The sequence below is a fragment of the Eisenibacter elegans DSM 3317 genome (assembly GCF_000430505.1).
Lineage (GTDB): Bacteria > Bacteroidota > Bacteroidia > Cytophagales > Microscillaceae > Eisenibacter > Eisenibacter elegans.
This window is the reverse complement of sequence record NZ_AUMD01000011.1, coordinates 531,326-549,900: the sequence shown is the minus strand read 5'-3', so window position 1 is coordinate 549,900 and position 18,575 is coordinate 531,326. Positions and strand designations below refer to the sequence as shown.

Sequence of the window (18,575 nt, the reverse complement as noted above, 5' to 3'; positions counted from 1 at the left end):
GGTCAATATATCCCACAAAAACCTTGCAAATACTAGCATAAAGCCTTGTGTGATATCGTACAATAAATATGTCTACGCAAAAGTACCGATGCCACGCGCCATCAGTGAGGCGCAAAAAGGAATGATTGCTAGTGCCAAAAGCTCTAAACGCACGCACCAAACTAAGAGTGGCGGGATGCTGACCAACTCTTCGTCCTGCCCTTTGCTTTGTTGGAGAAAAAACACTGTAGGGTAGATAGATAGTAGGCCAATAAGGACAAAAAGTCCTATTTTGAGGTGGAAAATCCAGTTTTTGGTATAAAAATCAGCGGGTTTACCCACGCCAAACCACAGTGTAAAACCTGCCGCCAACAACAACAACGCACTGATTCCATATATAGCATCAATGCGTGAGAGGCGACGTAGCTCTTGGCGCGAGAGTGTGGGTTTGAGCAGCAGGTGCTCCCCTACCAAAGCCCCTACAATGGCAAAAATACACAGGAAGTGTACATACTTTATCGAAATTTCTAGTAGCATAAGGTTTTGAGATTTGTCAGATAGGGCTAAGCTTATTGTTCGGCAGCTTCGCGAATAGCTTCATAGGTAATCCCAAGATGCGATTCGTGGTATTGTACTTTGCCCTGCGCCAATACAATGGCCTGAGGTGACTCGTGGTATACGCCCAATTCTTCTGCTAGTTGGAGCGAAGTAGGGCGGTCAGCCACCACATCGACCATATAACACTGTATTTTATGGCCAAAATCAGCTTCCCAGCGTCGCTCTAAGCGGTTCAAGGCCGAAGCACTGATATTGCAGCGATGGCTGTGTTTGAAAATCAGGACTGGTTGTTGTTGGGAGACTGCCACTGCCTCTGCAATTTGTGAGGCTTGGCGAAGGGGAATCCACGTAATATTCATTGAGGTAATGATCAGGTCAAATCAGTTTGGTTAATCATACAACGGAGGTAATAATTGGCATCTTCGTCGTGGAGTTGGATTGCTTTTTTGAAATCCAGCTCGGCTTTGTCATTATTGCCCAGCCTATAATGTGCTAAACCTCGATACCGTAGGGCTTCGGCAGAAGTCGATTTGTAGTGCCAAACGGCCTTGTCTAGTTCTTGTAGGGCTTGTTCGTGTTCTTGGATTTGCATCAGGGCAATGCCCTTGTAGAGGTAGTTTTGACGAAGGGTGTAGTCTATATCAAGGGCTTTGGTGCAGGCGTGTAAGCAATAAAAAGGTTGTTGGAGTTGTAGATGACACTGCGCCTTACAAGTCCAAGCCAAGGCGCTGTTGGGGGATTGTTTGAGCGCTTTTTCAAAATAAGCCAAGGCATCTTCATACTGCTTTTGAGCCAAAAGCGCCACGCCCTCGCCTAGGCGTTTAGCATCGCGCTGTGCCGGACTTTTATGATGCCCCAACATCAGCCGAATGCCGATGTAGAGGCCAAAAATTAAAAATACAGAAAGACCTTCCATAAGTACCACACAGAATTGGATGAAGTATGTTGGCGGACATACTATTTTGAAGAACCATTCACAGCATTAACTATTCAGACAGAGGAGGGGAGACTATGCTAAGGGCTGCCGCTGAATAACCTGTAGGTTAAGCGGCTTGTTTGAGGATAAAGTTATAAATATTGCCGCGCAAAAGCAAGCGCCTGTGATTTTTACACAAATTTCCCACTTTCTGTCTTGGTTGGGAATTGCTTACTGAACCATAGCCGCCAAAAAGGTTTCTATTTTCTGCCGCATTGTGCTATAGTTGCAGGTATGCCGGTTGCTGATGATGGCAAAGGCCATAGGCTCGCCGGTGGCCGTAGTAAAATAGCCTGCATAGGCCAGCACTCCGGTCATTGCGCCACTTTTGGCGCGCAAATTTCCCCGAATGCGGGAGCTGCCTCCCATTCCGGCCAGTGTGCCCGAAACACCTGCTACGGGCAACGAAGCGTAAAAAACCTCATAGCTTTTGCGTTGGGACATCGAGGCTAGGATACCCGTCAGTAGGTCGGTGGTGATGCCATTGCTGACCGAAAGGCCGCTGCCATCGTGAAGCACCCAGCCGGACACATCAAGCCCTTGAGCTTGCCAATAGTCCTTCATCGCTTTTGCGCCGGCAAAGGTGTCACCGTATTGCTTTTTCTCCTCTCGGCCAAGGGCCTTGAGCATGGCCTCAGCATACAGATTTACACTATACCAGTTGGTTACCTGCGCTACTTGACCTAAGGCAGGCGATCGATGTCGATACAAGACCGTACGCACTGTATCAGGCAGGTTTTGGCCGGCTTGCGCCAACAGCCGCGAAGAATTGTTTTTGCCGATTACCTCTACCCCCTGCTGCTTGAGGCGCTCGCGCAAATGGCTGATGAGCAGCATCCCCGGGTCAGGAATGGCTCCCCGCACTTTGAACAGTCCCCCTTGAGGGATAGTGCCGGAAGTATAGCGTACTTGGTCGTAGGGCGCACCATAAATCACGCAATTGTCGCCAGTGCCGGCGGCAGCAGTCAGGGCGCGATTGTGAAAAACCACCCCCGGGAGATAAGGTTCTGTCTTGACTACCTCGGTAGGGTCGCCTATGGTTGCGCCGGGCTTGAGCCAAAGATTGTAGCTATTGTCAAGGCAGTTGAGGGCGTGTACGGGAGCTCCGTAATAGTTGCCCATATCGCCCCAAATCCAGCCGTAGGGCAAGGTATTGGGGTCAAAGAGGCTTTCGTCGGCAATGATTTGCCCCTCAATGCGGCGAATACCTGCGCGTTGGACAGCCTGCACAAAAGGCGCCAAGGCGAGAGGCAGCCCCTGCCCCATCAAGGGGGAAGCAAAAGTAGGGTCGCCCCCACCAACGAGGTAGAGATTCCCTTCCAACACCCCTTGTGTCGTAATGCGCCCGTCGTAGGCCAACGTAGTTTCGAAGCTAAATTGACTGCCAAGCAGCTCTAGGGCAGTGGCAGTGGTAACAGCCTTGAGTACCGAGGCAGCGTTGAGCGTCAGCTGACCCTGATGCTCTACTACTACCTCTTGGCTGCGTAGGGAGCGGACAGACACGGCCAGCATTCCGTGCCTAAGCACTGAGTCTTGAACAAGGGTTTGGAGAGCAGATTGTACTTGCTCAGGGTCATAAGGCATAGGCGCTTGGGCTACATTTTCGGATGATTGACAGGTGAGCAATATACCCACCAATAATAAGACCGGCAAAAATCGCAGGCCGAATAGATTAGCAAGGTAGTTTTTGTACATAAGGCAGGTGGGCTAGTAGTGGCGCAACGGCTACGAAGATAACCAACCCACTGCAAAAAATAAGGAGATAGGGCTGTTTTTGTTTGCACGAACCACACACATCGGGGAACACTCCGGCGCTAGGGACTGTTTGACAAAGGGCTGCTTGCGCAAAATTTTGTAAATTTGTCCCCTTTGCAAGGCTGTTGCCGTGCTCAGCCCAACCAAAAAACAAGCAACCCAAATATATGGCAGAGACCCTTTATGTTCCTCAAACAGCCTCGCGCCAAGAGCGTTACGAGGCCATTGTTCCACAGATAGCCGCCCTAGTAGGCGCTGAAGCAGATTTGATTGCCAACTTGGCCAATGTATCCGCAGTATTGAAGGAAGCCTTGGGCTTCTTCTGGGTGGGTTTTTATTTGGTCAAAGAAGAACAGTTGGTCTTAGGCCCTTTCCAAGGCCCTTTGGCCTGTACCCGAATCCCCTTTCATAAGGGTGTTTGTGGCGCTTGCTACACCCAAGCCCAGACCATCATCGTAGCCGATGTGGAGCAGTTCCCAGGGCACATCGCCTGCAGTAGTGCCTCTAAGTCTGAGATAGTAGTGCCGGGTTTTAAGGACGGCAAGGTAACGATGGTCTTGGATGTAGACAGCGACCAGCTCAACGATTTTGACGAAGTAGATCAGCGATTCCTCGAAGAAATTATGCGAATTATCGAGAAAAAGTAACATATTTGTCACCCAACTTACGTGTGGGCGGCATACTGTTTGCCCCTTCAAAGGCGTTGTATGTACAGCGCCCACAGCGTATACTTCATCAAATTTATTGTGTTTTCTTATGTTACGAATGTTCAGATTCCTAGTGCTAGCGCTAACCATTGGTGTTGGGGCTTGCAGCCCTGCCCATCAAGTAGAAGAAGAAGCTTCGACCAAGGTTGTAGAAGTTGACAAAGAGAGGGTATTTCTTACCTTAGAGCAGGCGCTCCGGCAACCAGAGGCCGTTTATCGCCTAAGCCTGTCGGGCAATGACCTCGAAAGCCTGCCCGAAGCCATCGGGGAGTTACATCACCTCGAAGAACTCAACCTAGCCGGCAACAACCTCCGCCGCTTGCCCGAAACACTCAACCAACTCAAACAGCTCAAAACACTCTACCTGACCGGCAACGCGCAACTCGACTGGGAGCATACTTTTGCGCTCCTGAGCAAGCTCCCAAAACTTCAATACCTCAACCTTCACCAATGTAAAATCCAGCAACTACCGGCAACTATAGGCAAGCTCAAAACCCTCGAAGAACTACACCTCAGCGCCAACTTACTCAGCGCCCTACCCGACGAAATCAGCCAACTCAAAACACTACGCCTGCTCAATATCAGCCAAAACAAAGGCATCAAAATGCTACCCTACAGTATAGACCAACTCAAACTACAACAGCTACAGGCCGAAGGAATCTCCCTCAACGAATGGGACAGGGCGCGTTTCCACGAGCTGCTCCCCGATACCGAGCTGTTTTTTTCTCCCATTGGAGAAGATATTTGATGGGTCATAAAAAGCTTCCTTACCTTATCGTATAAAAAAACTATGCTTCGCAAACTTGCCATCGAAGAAATGAACCGCCTCAGTCCTGAGGCTTATCAGGCAGTAGCCAAGCGTCCTATCTGTTTGGTGCTCGACAACATCCGCAGCCTACACAATGTGGGCGCGGCTTTCCGAACAGCAGACGCATTTTTGGCCGAAAAGATTTACCTTTGTGGCATCACTGGCACACCCCCCAACCGCGAGATTCACAAAACTGCCCTAGGTGCTACCGAATCTGTTGCTTGGGAACACCACCAAGACACCCCCGCCCTCCTCACCAAACTCAAAGCCCAAGGTTACCGCATCTTGGCTATAGAACAAGCTGAAGGCAGTATTTCGCTCGAAAACTATGCCTTTGAGGCTACCGAAAAATACGCCTTCGTATTTGGCAATGAGGTGGCTGGGGTACAAGACCAAGTGCTACCCCTTTGTGATGCCTGCCTCGAAATCCCACAATGGGGAACCAAACACTCCCTCAACGTATCGGTGAGTGTGGGGATTGTGCTCTGGCAACATAGCCAAGGGTTTCTGAGGCATCAGCACTGAGCCGTTTTTAGACCCAAGCAGAATTATACTCAACCACAACTGGTTTGGTAAACCTGCGCATTGCAAATCATTGGTATTCAAGAGGATTAAATCCAGTAGAATCCTTAAATCAAATAAATCTTGGTATAACTATGGTAAATGACCCCGAACTCGATGGGAAATATTTGGGTACTATCACCCAAGACTTTGTGAAGGTAAGCCAAACCCTCCAAGAGGCCTCGTACCAACTTCGGGTACGTAAAATATCTGACTATCCCATTTTTCCTATCTCTAAGGTGGGGCTTCCTGTTGGGCAACTCCTGTTAGATAAAAACACCCACCAATTGACTTGGAACTACTATTTTTCTTTTTTGGATGAGTTTGTCCAACGCCAACTTGTAGCCGATGAACAACGCTTTAAGGATGCCTACAAAAATCCTGAAGAGTTCTGCTGCCTCTTTGTAGTAGATGAGCAATTTACCAATTTCGTGTTTGTGCCCTATCCTGAAGAGGATTTGAACAGCCCCGAATAGCGCAAAACAAAAAAGCCGATACTCAGGGAGTGTCGGCTTTTCACATACTAAACCTTTTTCAAAACTAAACCTCAAATGAAAACACTATGCTACACAGTTGCTGTGAAGCAGAAGAACTTTGCATCATAGCGCAAAACTCTCTAGCTTACAATGCAAAGTTAGGGCAAATCGAGTGGCGGTACTATCGGGCAAAGGCTGTAATTTGAAGGCCGAAACTACGGATTGAGGCTGGGGTAAATGCCTGACTAAGGGGGCGTAACAATGGCCGTTTACCCCTCATACTTGATTTTTTTGTCTTTGAGCGCCTTCATGGCAGCAGTGAGGCCGCCTAGGGTAAGAGGAAACATCCTGTCGTCCATCAATTCGCGCAGCAATTCTATCGAAGGGGTGAAGTCCCAATACTTGGGAAGCGTTGGGTTGAGCCAGATGCTGTAGGGAAACTGCTCGCGCATACGCTGAATCCAGACCTTTCCCGGCTCTTCGTTGTAGTGTTCTACGCTACCTTGGGGAGCGGTGATTTCATAGGGAGCCATGGTGGCATCGCCTACAAAGATGAGTTTGTAGTCTTGATTGTATTTATGGAGCAGTTCGAGGGTAGGGATGCGCTCAGTATGGCGGCGGGTATTGTCTTTCCAGACAAACTCATAGAGGCAGTTATGGAAGTAGTAATATTCCAGATGTTTGAATTCATACTTGGCCGCCGAGAAAAGCTGTTCGCAGAGGCGGATGTGCGCATCCATAGACCCGCCAATATCAAACAATATCAAGACCTTGACACGATTTTTCTTAGACGGCACCAGTTCCAAGTCGAGCACGCCGGCGTTTTCGGAGGTCTTGCGGATAGTGGTATCAAGGTCTAGCTCTTCGCGGCGGCCTTCGCGGGTGAGGATGCGCAGACGCTTGAGCGCTAGTTTGATGTTGCGGGTATCCAGCTCTACATTGTCGTCGAGGTTTTGGTAGCTGCGTTTGTCCCATACTTTTACGGCGCGGCCCTGCCGGCCTTGTTCTTGGCCTATGCGCACGCCTTCAGGATTGTAGCCATAGGCACCAAAAGGCGAAGTACCTTGCGTACCTATCCAAGTATCGCCGCCTTCGTGGCGCTCTTTCTGCTCTTCGAGCAGCTCGCGCAGGCGCTCCATCAGCTTGTCGAGGCCGCCCATCGCCTCGATGGCGGCCATCTCTTCGGGGCTAAACTGCCGGTCTTCAATCCCTTTTTGTAGCCACTCGGCAGGAATTTGGACGATTTTCTCGACCGGGATATTGTCGAGTTGCCTAAAGAACATCCCGAAAAGCACATCGAAGCGGTCGAGGTGCTGCTCGTGTTTGACCAGCGCCGCCCGGCTGAGGGCGTAGAAATCGTCGATGCTGTAGGCCACCACTCCCTTGTCGAGGGCTTCGAGCAGGGTCAGGTGCTCGCGCAGGGTTACGGGGATGCCATTACTTTTGAGGAGGCGGAAAAAGTCGAGAAACATAGTTATTGAGTAGGCAGTTTGGGCGATGGAATATGGAAGTATGAAGAGCCTGTGTGGTTTAGGAACTGCACCAAGCAGTTCCCTGTGTCTCACACGGGGAAATACCCAAAGCTAGCGCCCAAAGCGGCGCAGGCGGTCGAGCAGGGTGTAATCTTGCTCATTTTTGAGCAGCGCGCCCCCATAGGGCGGCATATGGCTGACAAAGTCCACCTTATCGAGGTCGATAGCAGAAACACTGCCTAGCTTGAGGAGGCGTATCCAGTCGACCAACTCGCTGGTAGAAGGCTTTTTCTTAAGGCCTTTGACTTCACGTAGGTTGTAGAACACCTTGAGGGCGTGGTCCATCAGGTCGCGTTCGAGGTTGGGGAAGTGTACCTCAACGATGTCCTTCATCGTAGCGGGGTCGGGGAATTGGATATAGTGGAAAAAGCAACGGCGTAGGAAGGCATCAGGCAGTTCTTTTTCGTTGTTGGAGGTGATGAGGATAATGGGGCGCTGCTTGGCCACAATGGTGCGCTGTAGCTCATAGACATAAAACTCCATCTTATCCAATTCGAGCAGCAAGTCATTGGGAAACTCGATATCAGCCTTGTCGACTTCATCGATGAGGAGCACAGGGGCTTCGTCGGCCTCAAAAGCCTCCCAAAGCTTGCCTTTTTTGATGTAGTTGGCAATATCACGCACGCGCTCATCACCCAGCTGGGAGTCACGCAATCGCGAGACAGCATCATATTCGTATAAACCCTGCTGCGCCATCGTCGTCGATTTGATATGCCAAGTAAGCAGGGGCTTGTTAAGCGCCTTGGCGATTTCGTAGGCAAGCATCGTCTTGCCTGTGCCCGGCTCGCCCTTGATGAGGAGGGGTTTTTCGAGCGCAATGGCCGCATTGACGGCTACCTGTAACTCATTGGTAGCGATGTAGGTATCGGTTCCTTGAAATTTCATAAGCGATGAATGGTGAAAACGTGCGTAAGTTAGTTTGATGAATGGCCACAATTGATAAAGATACATCGTTTGTATCAGGATTACAAATAGCAGCAAAGCAAAACACTCTTGTCAAAACCCATAGAGGGAGGGGATTGTTTGTGGCTCACACCACTGGACATTTTTGAAAAAGTAGCGCGGAGCTCCAGCGTCGAGACAAGTCGAGGCCTCATTTTACCTCCAAAATGAGACTTAGCCCACAGTTTTAACTGTGGTTTTGAAAAATGATCAGTGGCGTGTTTGTGGCTTACCCTAAGGTCATTGACTAAAAATCAGCGGCGGTTTACAACACCTGTACACACAGGCAAAAACACATTTGTGTACCCGTGGCCTAAAAATCATTGTGTGGCGCCTCGAATCAAACATACCCAACCCAAATTGGTTTGGGAAATGTGTCCGCTGAAAATCCTTGAGAATCAAATTTTGTAACTCCTCAAATCTTGTGAATCCTGGTATAAGTTTTGGCATCAATATCAAAACCCTCATCCTACTGTTGTAAGATAAGGGTTTTTGGTTTGCCCAAGAGCAAAGTATTTTAGTTGATATATCGCTCCATCGTATTGAGACGAGCCTTGTTACAGTCTAGCTCAATGGAGAGATTTTCGGGCTTTTCAAAGGGGCGGCGGCGGTAGATTTCCTTCAGGCGCGGGTCTTCATAGACCTTCTGCATAAACAACCCCCACACAGGTAGTGCCAATACAGCTCCCTGCCCGAGTGCGATGGTACGGAAGCGCACACTACGGTTGTCGCCTCCTACCCAAAGCCCTGCGGCGAGGTCTTGGGTAACGCCCATAAACCAAGCATCAGAGTTGTTTTGGGTCGTTCCGGTTTTGGCTCCTATTTGGTTGTCTTTGGTAACACCATAGCTGTGTAGAGAGGTAGAAGTACCCCCGGGTTCGGTGGCAGAAGTAAGTAGATGGAGCATCAGATAGGCGATTTCTTCGCTGATGACTTGCTTTACTTCAGGCACAAACTCAGCGATGACATTACCGTTGCGGTCTTCGATGCGGGTGATAAACTGTGGGCGGACGTGTCGGCCTTTGTTGGCAAAGGTGGCATACGCACCCAATAGCTCATATACCGACACATCGCTAGCTCCCAAACAGAGCGTTGGTACAGCTTCGAGAGGGGAGGTAATCCCCAAATCGCGGGCATATTGGATGATATTGGGCACCCCTACCCGTTTGGTGATGCCGGCAGTTACGGAGTTTACAGATTGCCCAAGCGCTTGGCGGAGGGTGAGCATTTGCCCTGAGTATGAGCCGTAGGAGTTGCGGGCCGTCCAAGAATAAGGGCCACTGCCAAAAGTTACGGGTTCGTCTCTAAACTGCGAACAAGGCGTGTAGCCATTGTCCAGCGCTGTTACATACACAATAGGCTTGAAGGTAGAGCCAGGCTGGCGTGTCCCTTGTTTTACGTGGTCATATTGAAAAAACTTGAAGTCTATCCCCCCGACCCAAGCTTTGACTTGGCCTGTTTTAGGCTCCATGGCCATAAAGCCTGTGTGGAGGAAATGCTGCTGGTAGCGGATGGAGTCTAAGGGGCTGAGGGTGGTATCGCGGATACCAGTGGCATTGTCCCAAGTAAAGACCTGTGTTTTGACAGGTGTATTCATCACCCGCCAGATTTCGCGTTCTTTCAAACCTTGGCGTTGTAGGTCTCTGAACTTGGGGGTTCGGCGAGCCAAGTTTTCGATATAGTTGGGCATCTCACGGTTGTATTGGTCTACCCAAGGGTTGCGTCCTTGCCAGTGCTCGTAAAATATTTTCTGAAATTTCTTCATATGCTCCTTCACCGCCTCTTCTGCATATTCCTGCATTTTGGAGTCGATTGTAGTATAGATGCGTAAGCCATCAGCATAGAGATCGTGGCCGGTAGCTTCGGCCCATTCTAACAAGAACTTGCGGGCTTCGATACGGAAATAAGGGGCTATCCCAGCGGCCAGTTCTTCTACCCCATAGCGCAGTTCGATGGGTGTTTTTTGGTAAAAAGCTGCTTCTGATTCAGAGATATACTTGTATTTGGCCACTTGGGAGATAACCACATTGCGGCGGCGGATGGCGTTGTTGTAGTTCGAAATAGGACTATAGCGTGTTGGTGCTTGTAACAAGCCAACCAATACAGCCGCCTCAGGGAGGGTAAGCTGGCTAGGCTCTTTGTCAAAAAAGGTTTTTGAGGCAGTGTGTATCCCAAAAGCATTGCTCCCAAATTCTACTGTATTGAGATACATCGTGATGATTTCTTTTTTGGTATAGCTTTGTTCGATTTTGATAGCCGTCAACCACTCCTTACTTTTCATCACTACTGAGCGCATCATCGGTATTTTTTCGAGCCATCCCTGGTAGCGCTCCTCTTGTCGAAGGCGGAAAAGGTTTTTGGCCAGCTGTTGTGTCAGGGTACTACCCCCTCCTTTTTTGCCCAAATATAAAGCCACACGCATCAACGCTTCAAGATCTATCCCCGGGTGTTCTTCAAACCGCGCATCTTCGGTAGCAATGAGGCAGTTGATCAAATAGGGAGACAACTCTTCATACTCTACTGGCGTACGATTTTCGCGGTAGTATTTACCCATCAGCACATTATCGGCGGTATAGATTTCAGAAGCCAACTCACTTCGAGGGTTTTCGAGGTTTTCGAGGCTGGGGATTTCCCCAAACATATTGAGGAAATTCGCATTGAGTGCCCAAAAATAAGACACTACAAAAAAGAATGACAAGAAGGCTATCACCCACAAGCCGATGATATATCTGAGGTATTTTCCTTTGGCAATCCAATTCATGACAAAGCAGGTAGTTTGAGGGGAAATAAATGGCAAATAACTAAACACAACAATACCGGCTATACGCAAGCGCGTAAGCCGGTGCAAGTTAGTAATTTTTCACCAAAACAAGCTTTTGGTCAATAAAATAGGGCTTTCGGGCAATCTTACTAACGCCCAAATACCTGAACCCAATAGCCTTGATAATACCCTACCCCTAGCGTAGTATTTCGGCTGAGGATGTTGGCACGGTGTCCGGGGCTGTCCATCCATAGGCGCATAGCCGCTTCGGGGGTGCTTGTACCGGCGATGTTTTCGGCCAAGCCGTGTCCAAACCGACGAATCCGCTCAAAAGTATCACACACTTTCACCAGTCGGCCATTGACTCGATCGTGGCTGTCGTGCTCAAAGTAGTCGTCTGTGGCCATATCGGCGGCGTGGTAGCGCGCAGCTTGGGCTAGGCTTTCGCTCCAAGTGAGGGCGGGTAAGCCATTACGGCGGCGCTCTTGATTGACCAACTCAAGTACCCGCTGCTCGTAGGCCGCATTGTCTGCCGGTACTACTTCATTGCCTTGGGCACAACCCACAAAACTAGGCAGCCCCACACCGCCTCCAGCCCTATTGTTGTTGCCGTTGACACTTGTATTGTTGTTGCCGTTGCGAGCATTATTACCACTATTATCAGCAGTCATGTTGCCGCTACTGCCTGTGTTATTTGTGATGGTTCGGCCTTTTTGCCCAGTATCATATTTGACCAAAAACAGGTCTGATTGAGACCCTGAGCCGGCCTGAAGGCTGGTATTGCCTCCGGCAAAATCGATATTGATAGTGCCAGCGGCTATTTCCCCATACAAGAAATAGTGTTTTCCGGTGCGGTCAAAGCGGCCAAAAACATTGGCCGTTCCACAGGAAGAACGAAACTCTGCCCATCCATAGCTGCCATCGGCATTACGCGCCGGAAAGCTGGTGTTCCAAATGCGTTTGCCACCAACATCGAGGCGGTGCACGAAAACAACCCAGTAGGCCTTGTCTACATCGTCCCAGCGGGAGTAGGTCAACATCACCTCTCCATTGGCGGCTATGGCTGCCGACTCTAGGTATCCGGGTACATCATAGCGCCAGAGTAGCTTCCCATTGGGGTCAAACTTACTCAGGCAGTTGGTAAACCGTGAGCCGTCCGCAGGCTTATCAGCGCTATAGGTCATAAAATAAGCATTTTGGTCAGCGTCTACAAAGGCCGTGATTTTGCCATTAGAAGAAACCAAGCCCCCTCCTTTGATACTCATCAGCTGAAAATCTGCTACTCGGTCTTGTTGTGGGTCAAGGATGATGCGATAAGCCACGCTGCGGTCTGCACCTGGAGCAAAAGGAAGTTTGACGGTAGCGCTACTTCCATCTAGCTTGGTATATGTCCCCTCTCCGGATCTGTTGTCTTTTTCAGGAATCACCCCCAGCAGGTGCACCCTTCCCTGTTGGTCGATAGATAGGCCATAGGTGCTGAATCGAAACTGCCAAGAAACCTGTCCCATATTCAGCTTGGTGGCGTTGCCGTCTTTGTCGAAGCGACAAAGGTGGTCTGAGCGGGTGTATACATAGAGATTGCCGCGCCCGTCGCCCACAAAATGGTGTAGCCCAAAGGTAGAGCGGATGGGGGCGCTTTGGCTGTCTTGTGCCCAGATAAAATTTCCGTTGTTGGCATCCACCCGACACAAAAAATTGGCTTGGTCGTTAGTACTGCTGAAGCGTTTGCTCCCTATAGTCAGCGCGCCTTTATACACTCCGTGTACATACACCGCCTGCCCATCTATGTGGATATCATTGGGGATGCTAAACGAAGTTGTAGGGAGTGTTTTTTGCCACAAAAGCTGGCCTTGTGGGCTATATTTGGCGATATAGGCTTGCCGTTTGTCGCTGTTGATACGGCCATTGTTGCTGGCAGCCGTTCCACGCAAATCCAAATTGCCAACCGTAAAACCGGTGATGTATACATTGCCAGAAGCATCTGTATCCAAAGCTTGCACTGCGCCAATGCCGTCAGCCGAGACATTGCCCTGAAAGCGCCACATCAACTGATAATTCTGCGCATTGGCCGACAAGCCACAAATCAAGACAAGGAGGTAGTAAAGATGTTTTTTTAGCATCATAACAAGAGGAGTTGGGTGTGTGTGGTGTATATGTCTTAAAACTATACGTATACCAAGCTCTTGCTGTTTGAAAGATGCTACTGCCAGTTACCTGTGAAATACAGGCAACTGCGCGGAGCTGAAAACCTCTATGTTGTTCGGAAATATATGGCTTAGAGTTGAGCCAGCAGGGTTGCCTTTTTCTGTTGGTATTCCTCATCCGAGAGGATTCCGCGTTTGTGCAAATCAGCCAATAGCTCCATTTTTTCATAAAAAGCTTTTTGCGCTTCGTTGGCCTGGCTTTGGCTTGCACGGGCTTCATCTTTGTCCCAACCTACCTGCTTACGGAGTTGTTTGACATAATCTTTACCAGTCTCAAAAGCTTCGTTGTATACCTTCTTGGCAGTATCCATACTGAAGGTGTTCTGAATATCTTCGACTTGGAGTTGTTTTTTAAATACTTGTCCCATCGCATAAGTCGATGCCCCGGAAAGCACCACCATCGGCATCCCCCCTAGGAGTGAGCCAATGCCCGGAATGGTTTTGAGCAGCGAAGCGCCCACCTTGGCCAAGGTCGCGCCGGTAAGTGATCCGATAATATTGCGGCCAAAGGTTTCAGAATATTCCCGACCATAGAGTGCGCTCAGCTCTCGTAACATATTGAGTTGGATAGCAGTGATAGCAGCCATATCAAGCAGGGGCACAGGGAGTGCGCCGGCGGCCATAGACCAGAGGATGTGGTTGTCGATGATGGCATCAGCCTTGGCAGATAGATTAGCCATAACAGTATAGCGTTGAGTGGTTAGGTGAGTAAAGGTCTATTATAAGACAGCTTTATACAGATAAAAGTTGCACCAGTATGCAGCTTATTTTTCCGACTTGGCCAAATGGCGCAAAACTGTTTGGCATTTCATCTCTGTTTCGAGCCATTCCTTGCGCGGGTCCGAGTCTTCAGTAACGCCTGCGCCCGCATACGCAATAGCCTCTTGAGCCGTAAGCTGTATGCACCTTAAGTTGACAAAAAGCCGGCTGGCATCTGCAATATTGACCGGCCCCAGATAGCCACTATAAAAGCCTCGTTGGTAGCCTTCTTGTGCCAACAAAAAAGCTTGTGCCGGAGGCTGAGGCATTCCACAAATAGCAGAGGTGGGATGGAGCAGGTCGAGCATTACCGTACCCAATTGGGGGAAGTTGGTGGCTTCCATATCCACCACAAAGTCCGTCTGTAGGTGGATCAAGTGCCCTGCGACTACCGTACGCGGCCCTTGTTCTTCAAATTCGCGCAGGCGTATTTTCTTGAAGCAGTTGATGATATAACGGCTTACGAGGGCTTGTTCGGCGATTTCCTTTTGTGTCCAAGGGGCTTGGCTCAGTGGTCTTTCGGGCAGGTGGGATTGTGTGCCGGCGAGGGCTACCGTACGGAAGGTCTTACCTGCTTCTACTTGGATGAGCGTTTCGGGTGTAGCGCCTATCCACGTACCCTCTCCGGGTATCGAGAAGGTATAGACGAATGCCTGCGGATATGCTTCGCACAGAACCATAAAAAGGGTATAAAGCTCAAAATTTGAGGGCAAAGCGCTGCGTTTGGTGCGCGAAAGCACTACTTTCTGAAATACTCCTTCCTTGATAGACGTAATGGCCGCCGCCACTGCTGCCTCATATTGTGTTTGAGAAGCCGCTATGGGTTGGCTGCTGTTGGGAGGCACTGGGTAGTGTGCGGGAGTGTGGGCTATACAGCCTTGTTTGAGCTGTTCTAGCGCAGGCCAAGCGCCCTCAGCAGCTTGCAGTTGCGCGAGATCGGGCGATGTTCCCTGAGGCCATTGTCCATACAAATCCGCACGAAGCAGGCGTGTCTGACCGCCTTCTGGATTGATAAAAGGCGCTACCGCAAATCCTGCTGGGGATTCCTCAAGGTCGAGCTTGCCTATCAAGGGCTGCGCTTGTGTATCTGCAAGCCAGTGGATAGTGCGCTCACGTGGCAAACGCCAGACTGCCGTAGGCCATTGCAAAGCCCAAGTGGTTTCTAATAAGCGCTGTGGCGCTAGATGGGTATGGGTAGAAGAGAGGGTTGAATGCGTCATATCACACTAATTCCAAATCAGAAATTGGCAGCTTATCGGCTTCCTTTTTCGATAACGGCCATTGTCAGCCTACTGACATTGACCAGCTTATCGGCTTCATTGCGAATTTCAATCTGCCATACTTGGGTCGTTTTGCCAATGTGCAGGGCTTGTGCTTTGCCATACACATATCCTTCGTACACCGAGCGAATATGATTGGAGTTGATGTCCAAGCCCACACATTGGTACTTGTTCATATCTACACTCAGGGCAGCACCTACGCTCCCCAGCGTCTCGGCCAATACCACCGAAGCGCCTCCGTGTAAAATCCCATAGGGCTGTTTGGTTCGGTGGTCTACAGGCATTTTACCACAGACATAGTCTTCGCCAATTTCTGTAAACTCAATGCCGATATGCTCGGCCATAGCGCCTCGCCCGCTGCTGTTGAGGGCTTGGAGGTCAATATCTTTATAGTTCAGAATCATATCTTAAAAATCAAGTGGGGTCTGTGCCAAAAGCACCATACATTTGCCCATAGCGAGGCAAACTCTAAGTGATAACATCTAAACCCCTGTTTCTGTTCATCAGACATAGCTAATCCACTCGTCGGGCAAGTGGGGCACTTGGTTGAATCCTCTCAAGAAAAAGCGTTTGTTGCCATAGGCCAGCTCAGTGATACCGGTGTTGCGTGTCTGCCAGTTGAGGTCTATCACTTGGCTGGGTTTCAGCTCCAGCATCAGGCCGATAAACATCGACACCGTGCCGCCAGAGGTAAACACCAGAATATCCTGATGTAGTTGGGCCTGCTCTTGTAGTAGTTTGTTGGCCTTGTGTACACGGCTGGCAAACTGACTAAACTGTTCGAAGCCTTCGGCCACTAGCTCGCCTTGCGACCAAGCGTGGATAGACTTGAAAAACAATCTCAGGAAGCCTTTGCGCACTTCGGGGTCGTGTTTACCGTGGCTTTGTAGGCGGGCTTGTAGCTCAGGCTCGGCTTGTAGCAGTTCTTCTTTATAGGCCTTGTAAACTTCGGTGCCTTGGTGCTCATTGAACACCGCATCAAACTGCGCCTCGGGCAATGCTGCCCCAAAGCCTTTCACAAAGGCATCGAGTGTTTGGCGATGACGCACCAACTCCCCACACCAGACAGCGCCGGGCTGGATATTTTTTTGGGCAAAATATTTCCCCAAAGCCTCCGACTGCTGCTCGCCCAAGGGCGAGAGCTGGTCGTAATTGTCGCTCAGGAACGAAGCCTGACCGTGGCGTAACAAATAGATATTGGTCATAAGTCTTGTTAAAAGTTACGTATTCTGCCGCTGCGAATGGCGAGTGAGGACATCTTGCCACAGTCTTTTACCATAAAAATTAGCGGCGCAAAGCGCTGGTCTTGAGTGAATCCTTTTTTGTAGCGGAAGTATATCTGCTGGATAATCACCCCTAGCTTAAAGATGGCAAAGGCATAATAAAAGACCATATCGTGAGCCTCACGCTGGGTGCGCTCTTGGTAAAGCGCCAACAACTCCTCCCGGTTGAGCGCACCGGGGCGTATTTTGATAGAAAAATTAACGAGCGAAGCCGCAGGATCTCCCTCTTCGGGGATGTAGGCCAGGGCAGTGGCTAGGTCGCTGAGCGCATCGCCAACAGTGGTCATCTCCCAGTCGAGCACGGCCTTGATTTGGGTCGGGTCGGTGGGGTCGAGCACGATATTGTCAAACTTATAGTCGTTATGAATGAGGGCGTTGTAGCTTGTTTGTGGAATATTTTGTGGAAACCAAGCCAGCGCCTCTTCCATTTCGGGAATGTCGTCGGTTTGGGCATTTTTGTAGCGCTTAATCCAACCTTCGACTTGGCGTTGCAGATAGCCTTCGGTCTTGCCCAAATCGGCTAGGCCGGTGGCGTTTAGATCGAGGTTGTGTAGGTCAGCCAGGTTATCGATGAAGTTTTGATAAAAACGTTGGTTTGTTGCTTGGTCAAAGCCCGTATCCTGACGCGCCCGCAGGATAATACCCTTTACGCGCTCCATCACATAAAAAGGTGCCCCAATAACCTCGGTATTTTCTGTGTATACCAGTGGACGGGGGGCTTTGGGGTAATGCGGCTGTAGGCTGTGCAAGACCTTGTACTCGCGCCCCATATCGTGGCCTTTGGCAATTTTTTCATAACCAAAAGGCGGGCGGCGCAAGACCAACTCCTGCGCTCCGAGCTTGATGAGGTAGGTCAGATTGGAAAAACCACTTGGAAACTGCTCCACCACCAGCTTTTGAGCGCCATCGGTTTGGAGCGCTTCATTCAAAAAAGCTTCCAAAGCGTCAATGTTCAGCTCTTCGCCGCTGCGGATGGGTTTCGATTCATCACTAGATAGACTCATAGTTTGTTAGTTTGAGGAAGCCCTTGAGGTATTCTCCCAAAGGCTTCGATGTTTATTTGGCTCAAATTAACAAGTATGGCCTATTTTTCAAAACGATATTCGGAATTATTTTGCCCGCATAGTTCAAAGCCCCGCAGCCTGCAGCAAGTCCATCACCCGCACCCCCGAGGGTTCTTGATATTGTGCACGCAGCGCACGGTAATGTGTCAAGGTTTTTTCGGCACGACGATAAAGTGCCGAATCCTGTGCCGAAGGGACAGCACCTTCGGGCAGGGCATAGGTAAAATACCCCGAAGGCGCGGCATAGGTCGGAATGTGGAAAAAGCTGCGCTTTACAAACTCCCCCGTTTCTTGGGAGCTCCTGGCAGCTTCCACAAAAAAATCTACGGCGTGCTTCGGATACCCAAACAAGTAGCCATATCCTCTGAATCTATCCAAATTGGGAGCACATTCTATAAAAGCCAGCACCACTGCCGGAGCTGTGTCGGGTGTGAAGCCCCATTGGCCAAAAAAAGCGGCCTGCTCCTGCATCAGCGCCCTAAATCGTCCCCGGTGTACCACCAAGAGCTGGCTGTGTCTTTGCCCCTGATAATTGGTCTGAAACGGTATCCAGCAGAAAGCCCAGCGTGGATGCTCAATGGCTTGTACCAAGGCTTGTACCTGCCGCAAGGTATCGAGATAAATTGCATTGCGCAGGGCATCGGCACTTCCTTCGGCGGTGCTGCTGTCGCGGGCGATAGGAGCCGCAAAACTACGCAATGAACTCATCGGCTTGAGGCTGTCGAGCAGGGTATAGAGTGCCTCGTGGTCAAGGCCATACACCAACAAAGAGTCTATCCATGCACGCTCCTGTGCCAGAAGCGCTGTGTAGGCAGGAAACAAGGCATTGGTCGGGCGGTGGTCAATGCCCGATGGTTTTAGCCCTTGACAGGCCATCAAGCCCAACCATAGGCTGAACGTGAGCAAAAGATATTTGGGGGTCAATTTCAT

Annotated in this window: 18 protein-coding genes; 4 read left to right on the top strand and 14 right to left on the bottom strand. The window is 50.0% G+C overall.

Annotated elements, in window-relative coordinates; translation table 11 throughout:
- Positions 1-72 precede the first annotated feature (72 nt).
- The 4 genes from G499_RS0103090 to dacB all read right to left on the bottom strand — a co-directional run bounded on the left by G499_RS0103090 (position 73) and on the right by dacB (position 3,208).
- Entirely contained in the window at positions 73-516 is a 444-nt protein-coding gene (locus G499_RS0103090; RefSeq protein WP_026998734.1) for a DUF2214 family protein, read from the bottom strand.
- 32 nt (positions 517-548) lie between these two features.
- Positions 549-896, bottom strand: a complete 348-nt coding sequence (gene ytxJ, locus G499_RS0103085) for a bacillithiol system redox-active protein YtxJ (protein ID WP_051295859.1) — start codon at positions 894-896, stop codon at positions 549-551.
- A gap of 11 nt (positions 897-907) precedes the next feature.
- Positions 908-1,453: a tetratricopeptide repeat protein gene (locus G499_RS0103080; protein ID WP_026998732.1), complete on the bottom strand. Its 546-nt coding sequence runs from the start codon at positions 1,451-1,453 to the stop codon at positions 908-910.
- Positions 1,454-1,684: 231 nt separating this feature from the next.
- Complete coding sequence (gene dacB, locus G499_RS18495; protein ID WP_051295858.1) at positions 1,685-3,208, bottom strand: D-alanyl-D-alanine carboxypeptidase/D-alanyl-D-alanine endopeptidase; 1,524 nt, start codon at positions 3,206-3,208, stop codon at positions 1,685-1,687.
- A 227-nt stretch (positions 3,209-3,435) separates the two neighbouring features.
- On the opposite strand from dacB, the gene G499_RS0103060 reads away from it, so the two are divergent.
- The 4 genes from G499_RS0103060 to G499_RS0103045 all read left to right on the top strand — a co-directional run bounded on the left by G499_RS0103060 (position 3,436) and on the right by G499_RS0103045 (position 5,820).
- Positions 3,436-3,915, top strand: a complete 480-nt coding sequence (locus G499_RS0103060; RefSeq protein WP_026998730.1) for a GAF domain-containing protein — start codon at positions 3,436-3,438, stop codon at positions 3,913-3,915.
- Positions 3,916-4,024: 109 nt separating this feature from the next.
- Positions 4,025-4,723, top strand: a complete 699-nt coding sequence (locus tag G499_RS0103055; protein WP_081413614.1) for a leucine-rich repeat domain-containing protein — start codon at positions 4,025-4,027, stop codon at positions 4,721-4,723.
- 42 nt (positions 4,724-4,765) lie between these two features.
- A complete protein-coding gene (locus tag G499_RS0103050; RefSeq protein WP_026998728.1) occupies positions 4,766-5,308 on the top strand; it encodes an RNA methyltransferase in 543 nt (180 codons plus the stop codon).
- 131 nt (positions 5,309-5,439) lie between these two features.
- Complete coding sequence (locus G499_RS0103045; protein ID WP_026998727.1) at positions 5,440-5,820, top strand: hypothetical protein; 381 nt, start codon at positions 5,440-5,442, stop codon at positions 5,818-5,820.
- A 269-nt stretch (positions 5,821-6,089) separates the two neighbouring features.
- Here G499_RS0103045 and G499_RS0103040 read toward each other — a convergent pair whose 3' ends face one another.
- From G499_RS0103040 to G499_RS0102995, 10 genes are all read right to left on the bottom strand, one after another.
- Positions 6,090-7,292 (bottom strand): vWA domain-containing protein, encoded by a 1,203-nt coding sequence (locus tag G499_RS0103040; protein ID WP_026998726.1) that lies wholly within the window; start codon positions 7,290-7,292, stop codon positions 6,090-6,092.
- 111 nt (positions 7,293-7,403) lie between these two features.
- Positions 7,404-8,237: an AAA family ATPase gene (locus tag G499_RS0103035; protein WP_026998725.1), complete on the bottom strand. Its 834-nt coding sequence runs from the start codon at positions 8,235-8,237 to the stop codon at positions 7,404-7,406.
- A gap of 574 nt (positions 8,238-8,811) precedes the next feature.
- Positions 8,812-11,055, bottom strand: a complete 2,244-nt coding sequence (locus tag G499_RS18490; protein WP_035726456.1) for a penicillin-binding protein 1A — start codon at positions 11,053-11,055, stop codon at positions 8,812-8,814.
- Between the two features lie 149 nt (positions 11,056-11,204).
- Positions 11,205-13,178, bottom strand: coding sequence for a CAP domain-containing protein (locus G499_RS20860; RefSeq protein WP_051295856.1), 1,974 nt, complete (start codon positions 13,176-13,178; stop codon positions 11,205-11,207).
- Positions 13,179-13,330: 152 nt separating this feature from the next.
- A complete protein-coding gene (locus G499_RS0103020; protein ID WP_026998724.1) occupies positions 13,331-13,939 on the bottom strand; it encodes a DUF697 domain-containing protein in 609 nt (202 codons plus the stop codon).
- A gap of 84 nt (positions 13,940-14,023) precedes the next feature.
- On the bottom strand, positions 14,024-15,238 hold the full coding sequence (locus G499_RS0103015) for a chorismate-binding protein (RefSeq protein ID WP_026998723.1): 1,215 nt from the start codon (positions 15,236-15,238) through the stop codon (positions 14,024-14,026).
- A 32-nt stretch (positions 15,239-15,270) separates the two neighbouring features.
- Positions 15,271-15,702: a hotdog fold thioesterase gene (locus G499_RS0103010; protein ID WP_026998722.1), complete on the bottom strand. Its 432-nt coding sequence runs from the start codon at positions 15,700-15,702 to the stop codon at positions 15,271-15,273.
- 99 nt (positions 15,703-15,801) lie between these two features.
- Complete coding sequence (locus tag G499_RS0103005; RefSeq protein ID WP_026998721.1) at positions 15,802-16,503, bottom strand: histidine phosphatase family protein; 702 nt, start codon at positions 16,501-16,503, stop codon at positions 15,802-15,804.
- Between the two features lie 8 nt (positions 16,504-16,511).
- Positions 16,512-17,585, bottom strand: coding sequence for a phosphotransferase family protein (locus G499_RS0103000; RefSeq protein ID WP_026998720.1), 1,074 nt, complete (start codon positions 17,583-17,585; stop codon positions 16,512-16,514).
- A gap of 123 nt (positions 17,586-17,708) precedes the next feature.
- Entirely contained in the window at positions 17,709-18,575 is an 867-nt protein-coding gene (locus G499_RS0102995; protein ID WP_154658291.1) for a hypothetical protein, read from the bottom strand.

Bases quoted from the DNA above. Each gene is read 5' to 3' on its own strand.
- G499_RS0103090 (WP_026998734.1), bottom strand. From the start codon at position 516: ATGCTACTAGAAATTTCGATAAAGTATGTACACTTCCTGTGTATTTTT.
- ytxJ (WP_051295859.1), bottom strand. From the start codon at position 896: ATGAATATTACGTGGATTCCCCTTCGCCAAGCCTCACAAATTGCAGAG.
- G499_RS0103080 (WP_026998732.1), bottom strand. From the start codon at position 1,453: ATGGAAGGTCTTTCTGTATTTTTAATTTTTGGCCTCTACATCGGCATT.
- dacB (WP_051295858.1), bottom strand. From the start codon at position 3,208: ATGTACAAAAACTACCTTGCTAATCTATTCGGCCTGCGATTTTTGCCG.
- G499_RS0103060 (WP_026998730.1), top strand. From the start codon at position 3,436: ATGGCAGAGACCCTTTATGTTCCTCAAACAGCCTCGCGCCAAGAGCGT.
- G499_RS0103055 (WP_081413614.1), top strand. From the start codon at position 4,025: ATGTTACGAATGTTCAGATTCCTAGTGCTAGCGCTAACCATTGGTGTT.
- G499_RS0103050 (WP_026998728.1), top strand. From the start codon at position 4,766: ATGCTTCGCAAACTTGCCATCGAAGAAATGAACCGCCTCAGTCCTGAG.
- G499_RS0103045 (WP_026998727.1), top strand. From the start codon at position 5,440: ATGGTAAATGACCCCGAACTCGATGGGAAATATTTGGGTACTATCACC.
- G499_RS0103040 (WP_026998726.1), bottom strand. From the start codon at position 7,292: ATGTTTCTCGACTTTTTCCGCCTCCTCAAAAGTAATGGCATCCCCGTA.
- G499_RS0103035 (WP_026998725.1), bottom strand. From the start codon at position 8,237: ATGAAATTTCAAGGAACCGATACCTACATCGCTACCAATGAGTTACAG.
- G499_RS18490 (WP_035726456.1), bottom strand. From the start codon at position 11,055: ATGAATTGGATTGCCAAAGGAAAATACCTCAGATATATCATCGGCTTG.
- G499_RS20860 (WP_051295856.1), bottom strand. From the start codon at position 13,178: ATGATGCTAAAAAAACATCTTTACTACCTCCTTGTCTTGATTTGTGGC.
- G499_RS0103020 (WP_026998724.1), bottom strand. From the start codon at position 13,939: ATGGCTAATCTATCTGCCAAGGCTGATGCCATCATCGACAACCACATC.
- G499_RS0103015 (WP_026998723.1), bottom strand. From the start codon at position 15,238: ATGACGCATTCAACCCTCTCTTCTACCCATACCCATCTAGCGCCACAG.
- G499_RS0103010 (WP_026998722.1), bottom strand. From the start codon at position 15,702: ATGATTCTGAACTATAAAGATATTGACCTCCAAGCCCTCAACAGCAGC.
- G499_RS0103005 (WP_026998721.1), bottom strand. From the start codon at position 16,503: ATGACCAATATCTATTTGTTACGCCACGGTCAGGCTTCGTTCCTGAGC.
- G499_RS0103000 (WP_026998720.1), bottom strand. From the start codon at position 17,585: ATGAGTCTATCTAGTGATGAATCGAAACCCATCCGCAGCGGCGAAGAG.
- G499_RS0102995 (WP_154658291.1), bottom strand. From the start codon at position 18,575: ATGAAATTGACCCCCAAATATCTTTTGCTCACGTTCAGCCTATGGTTG.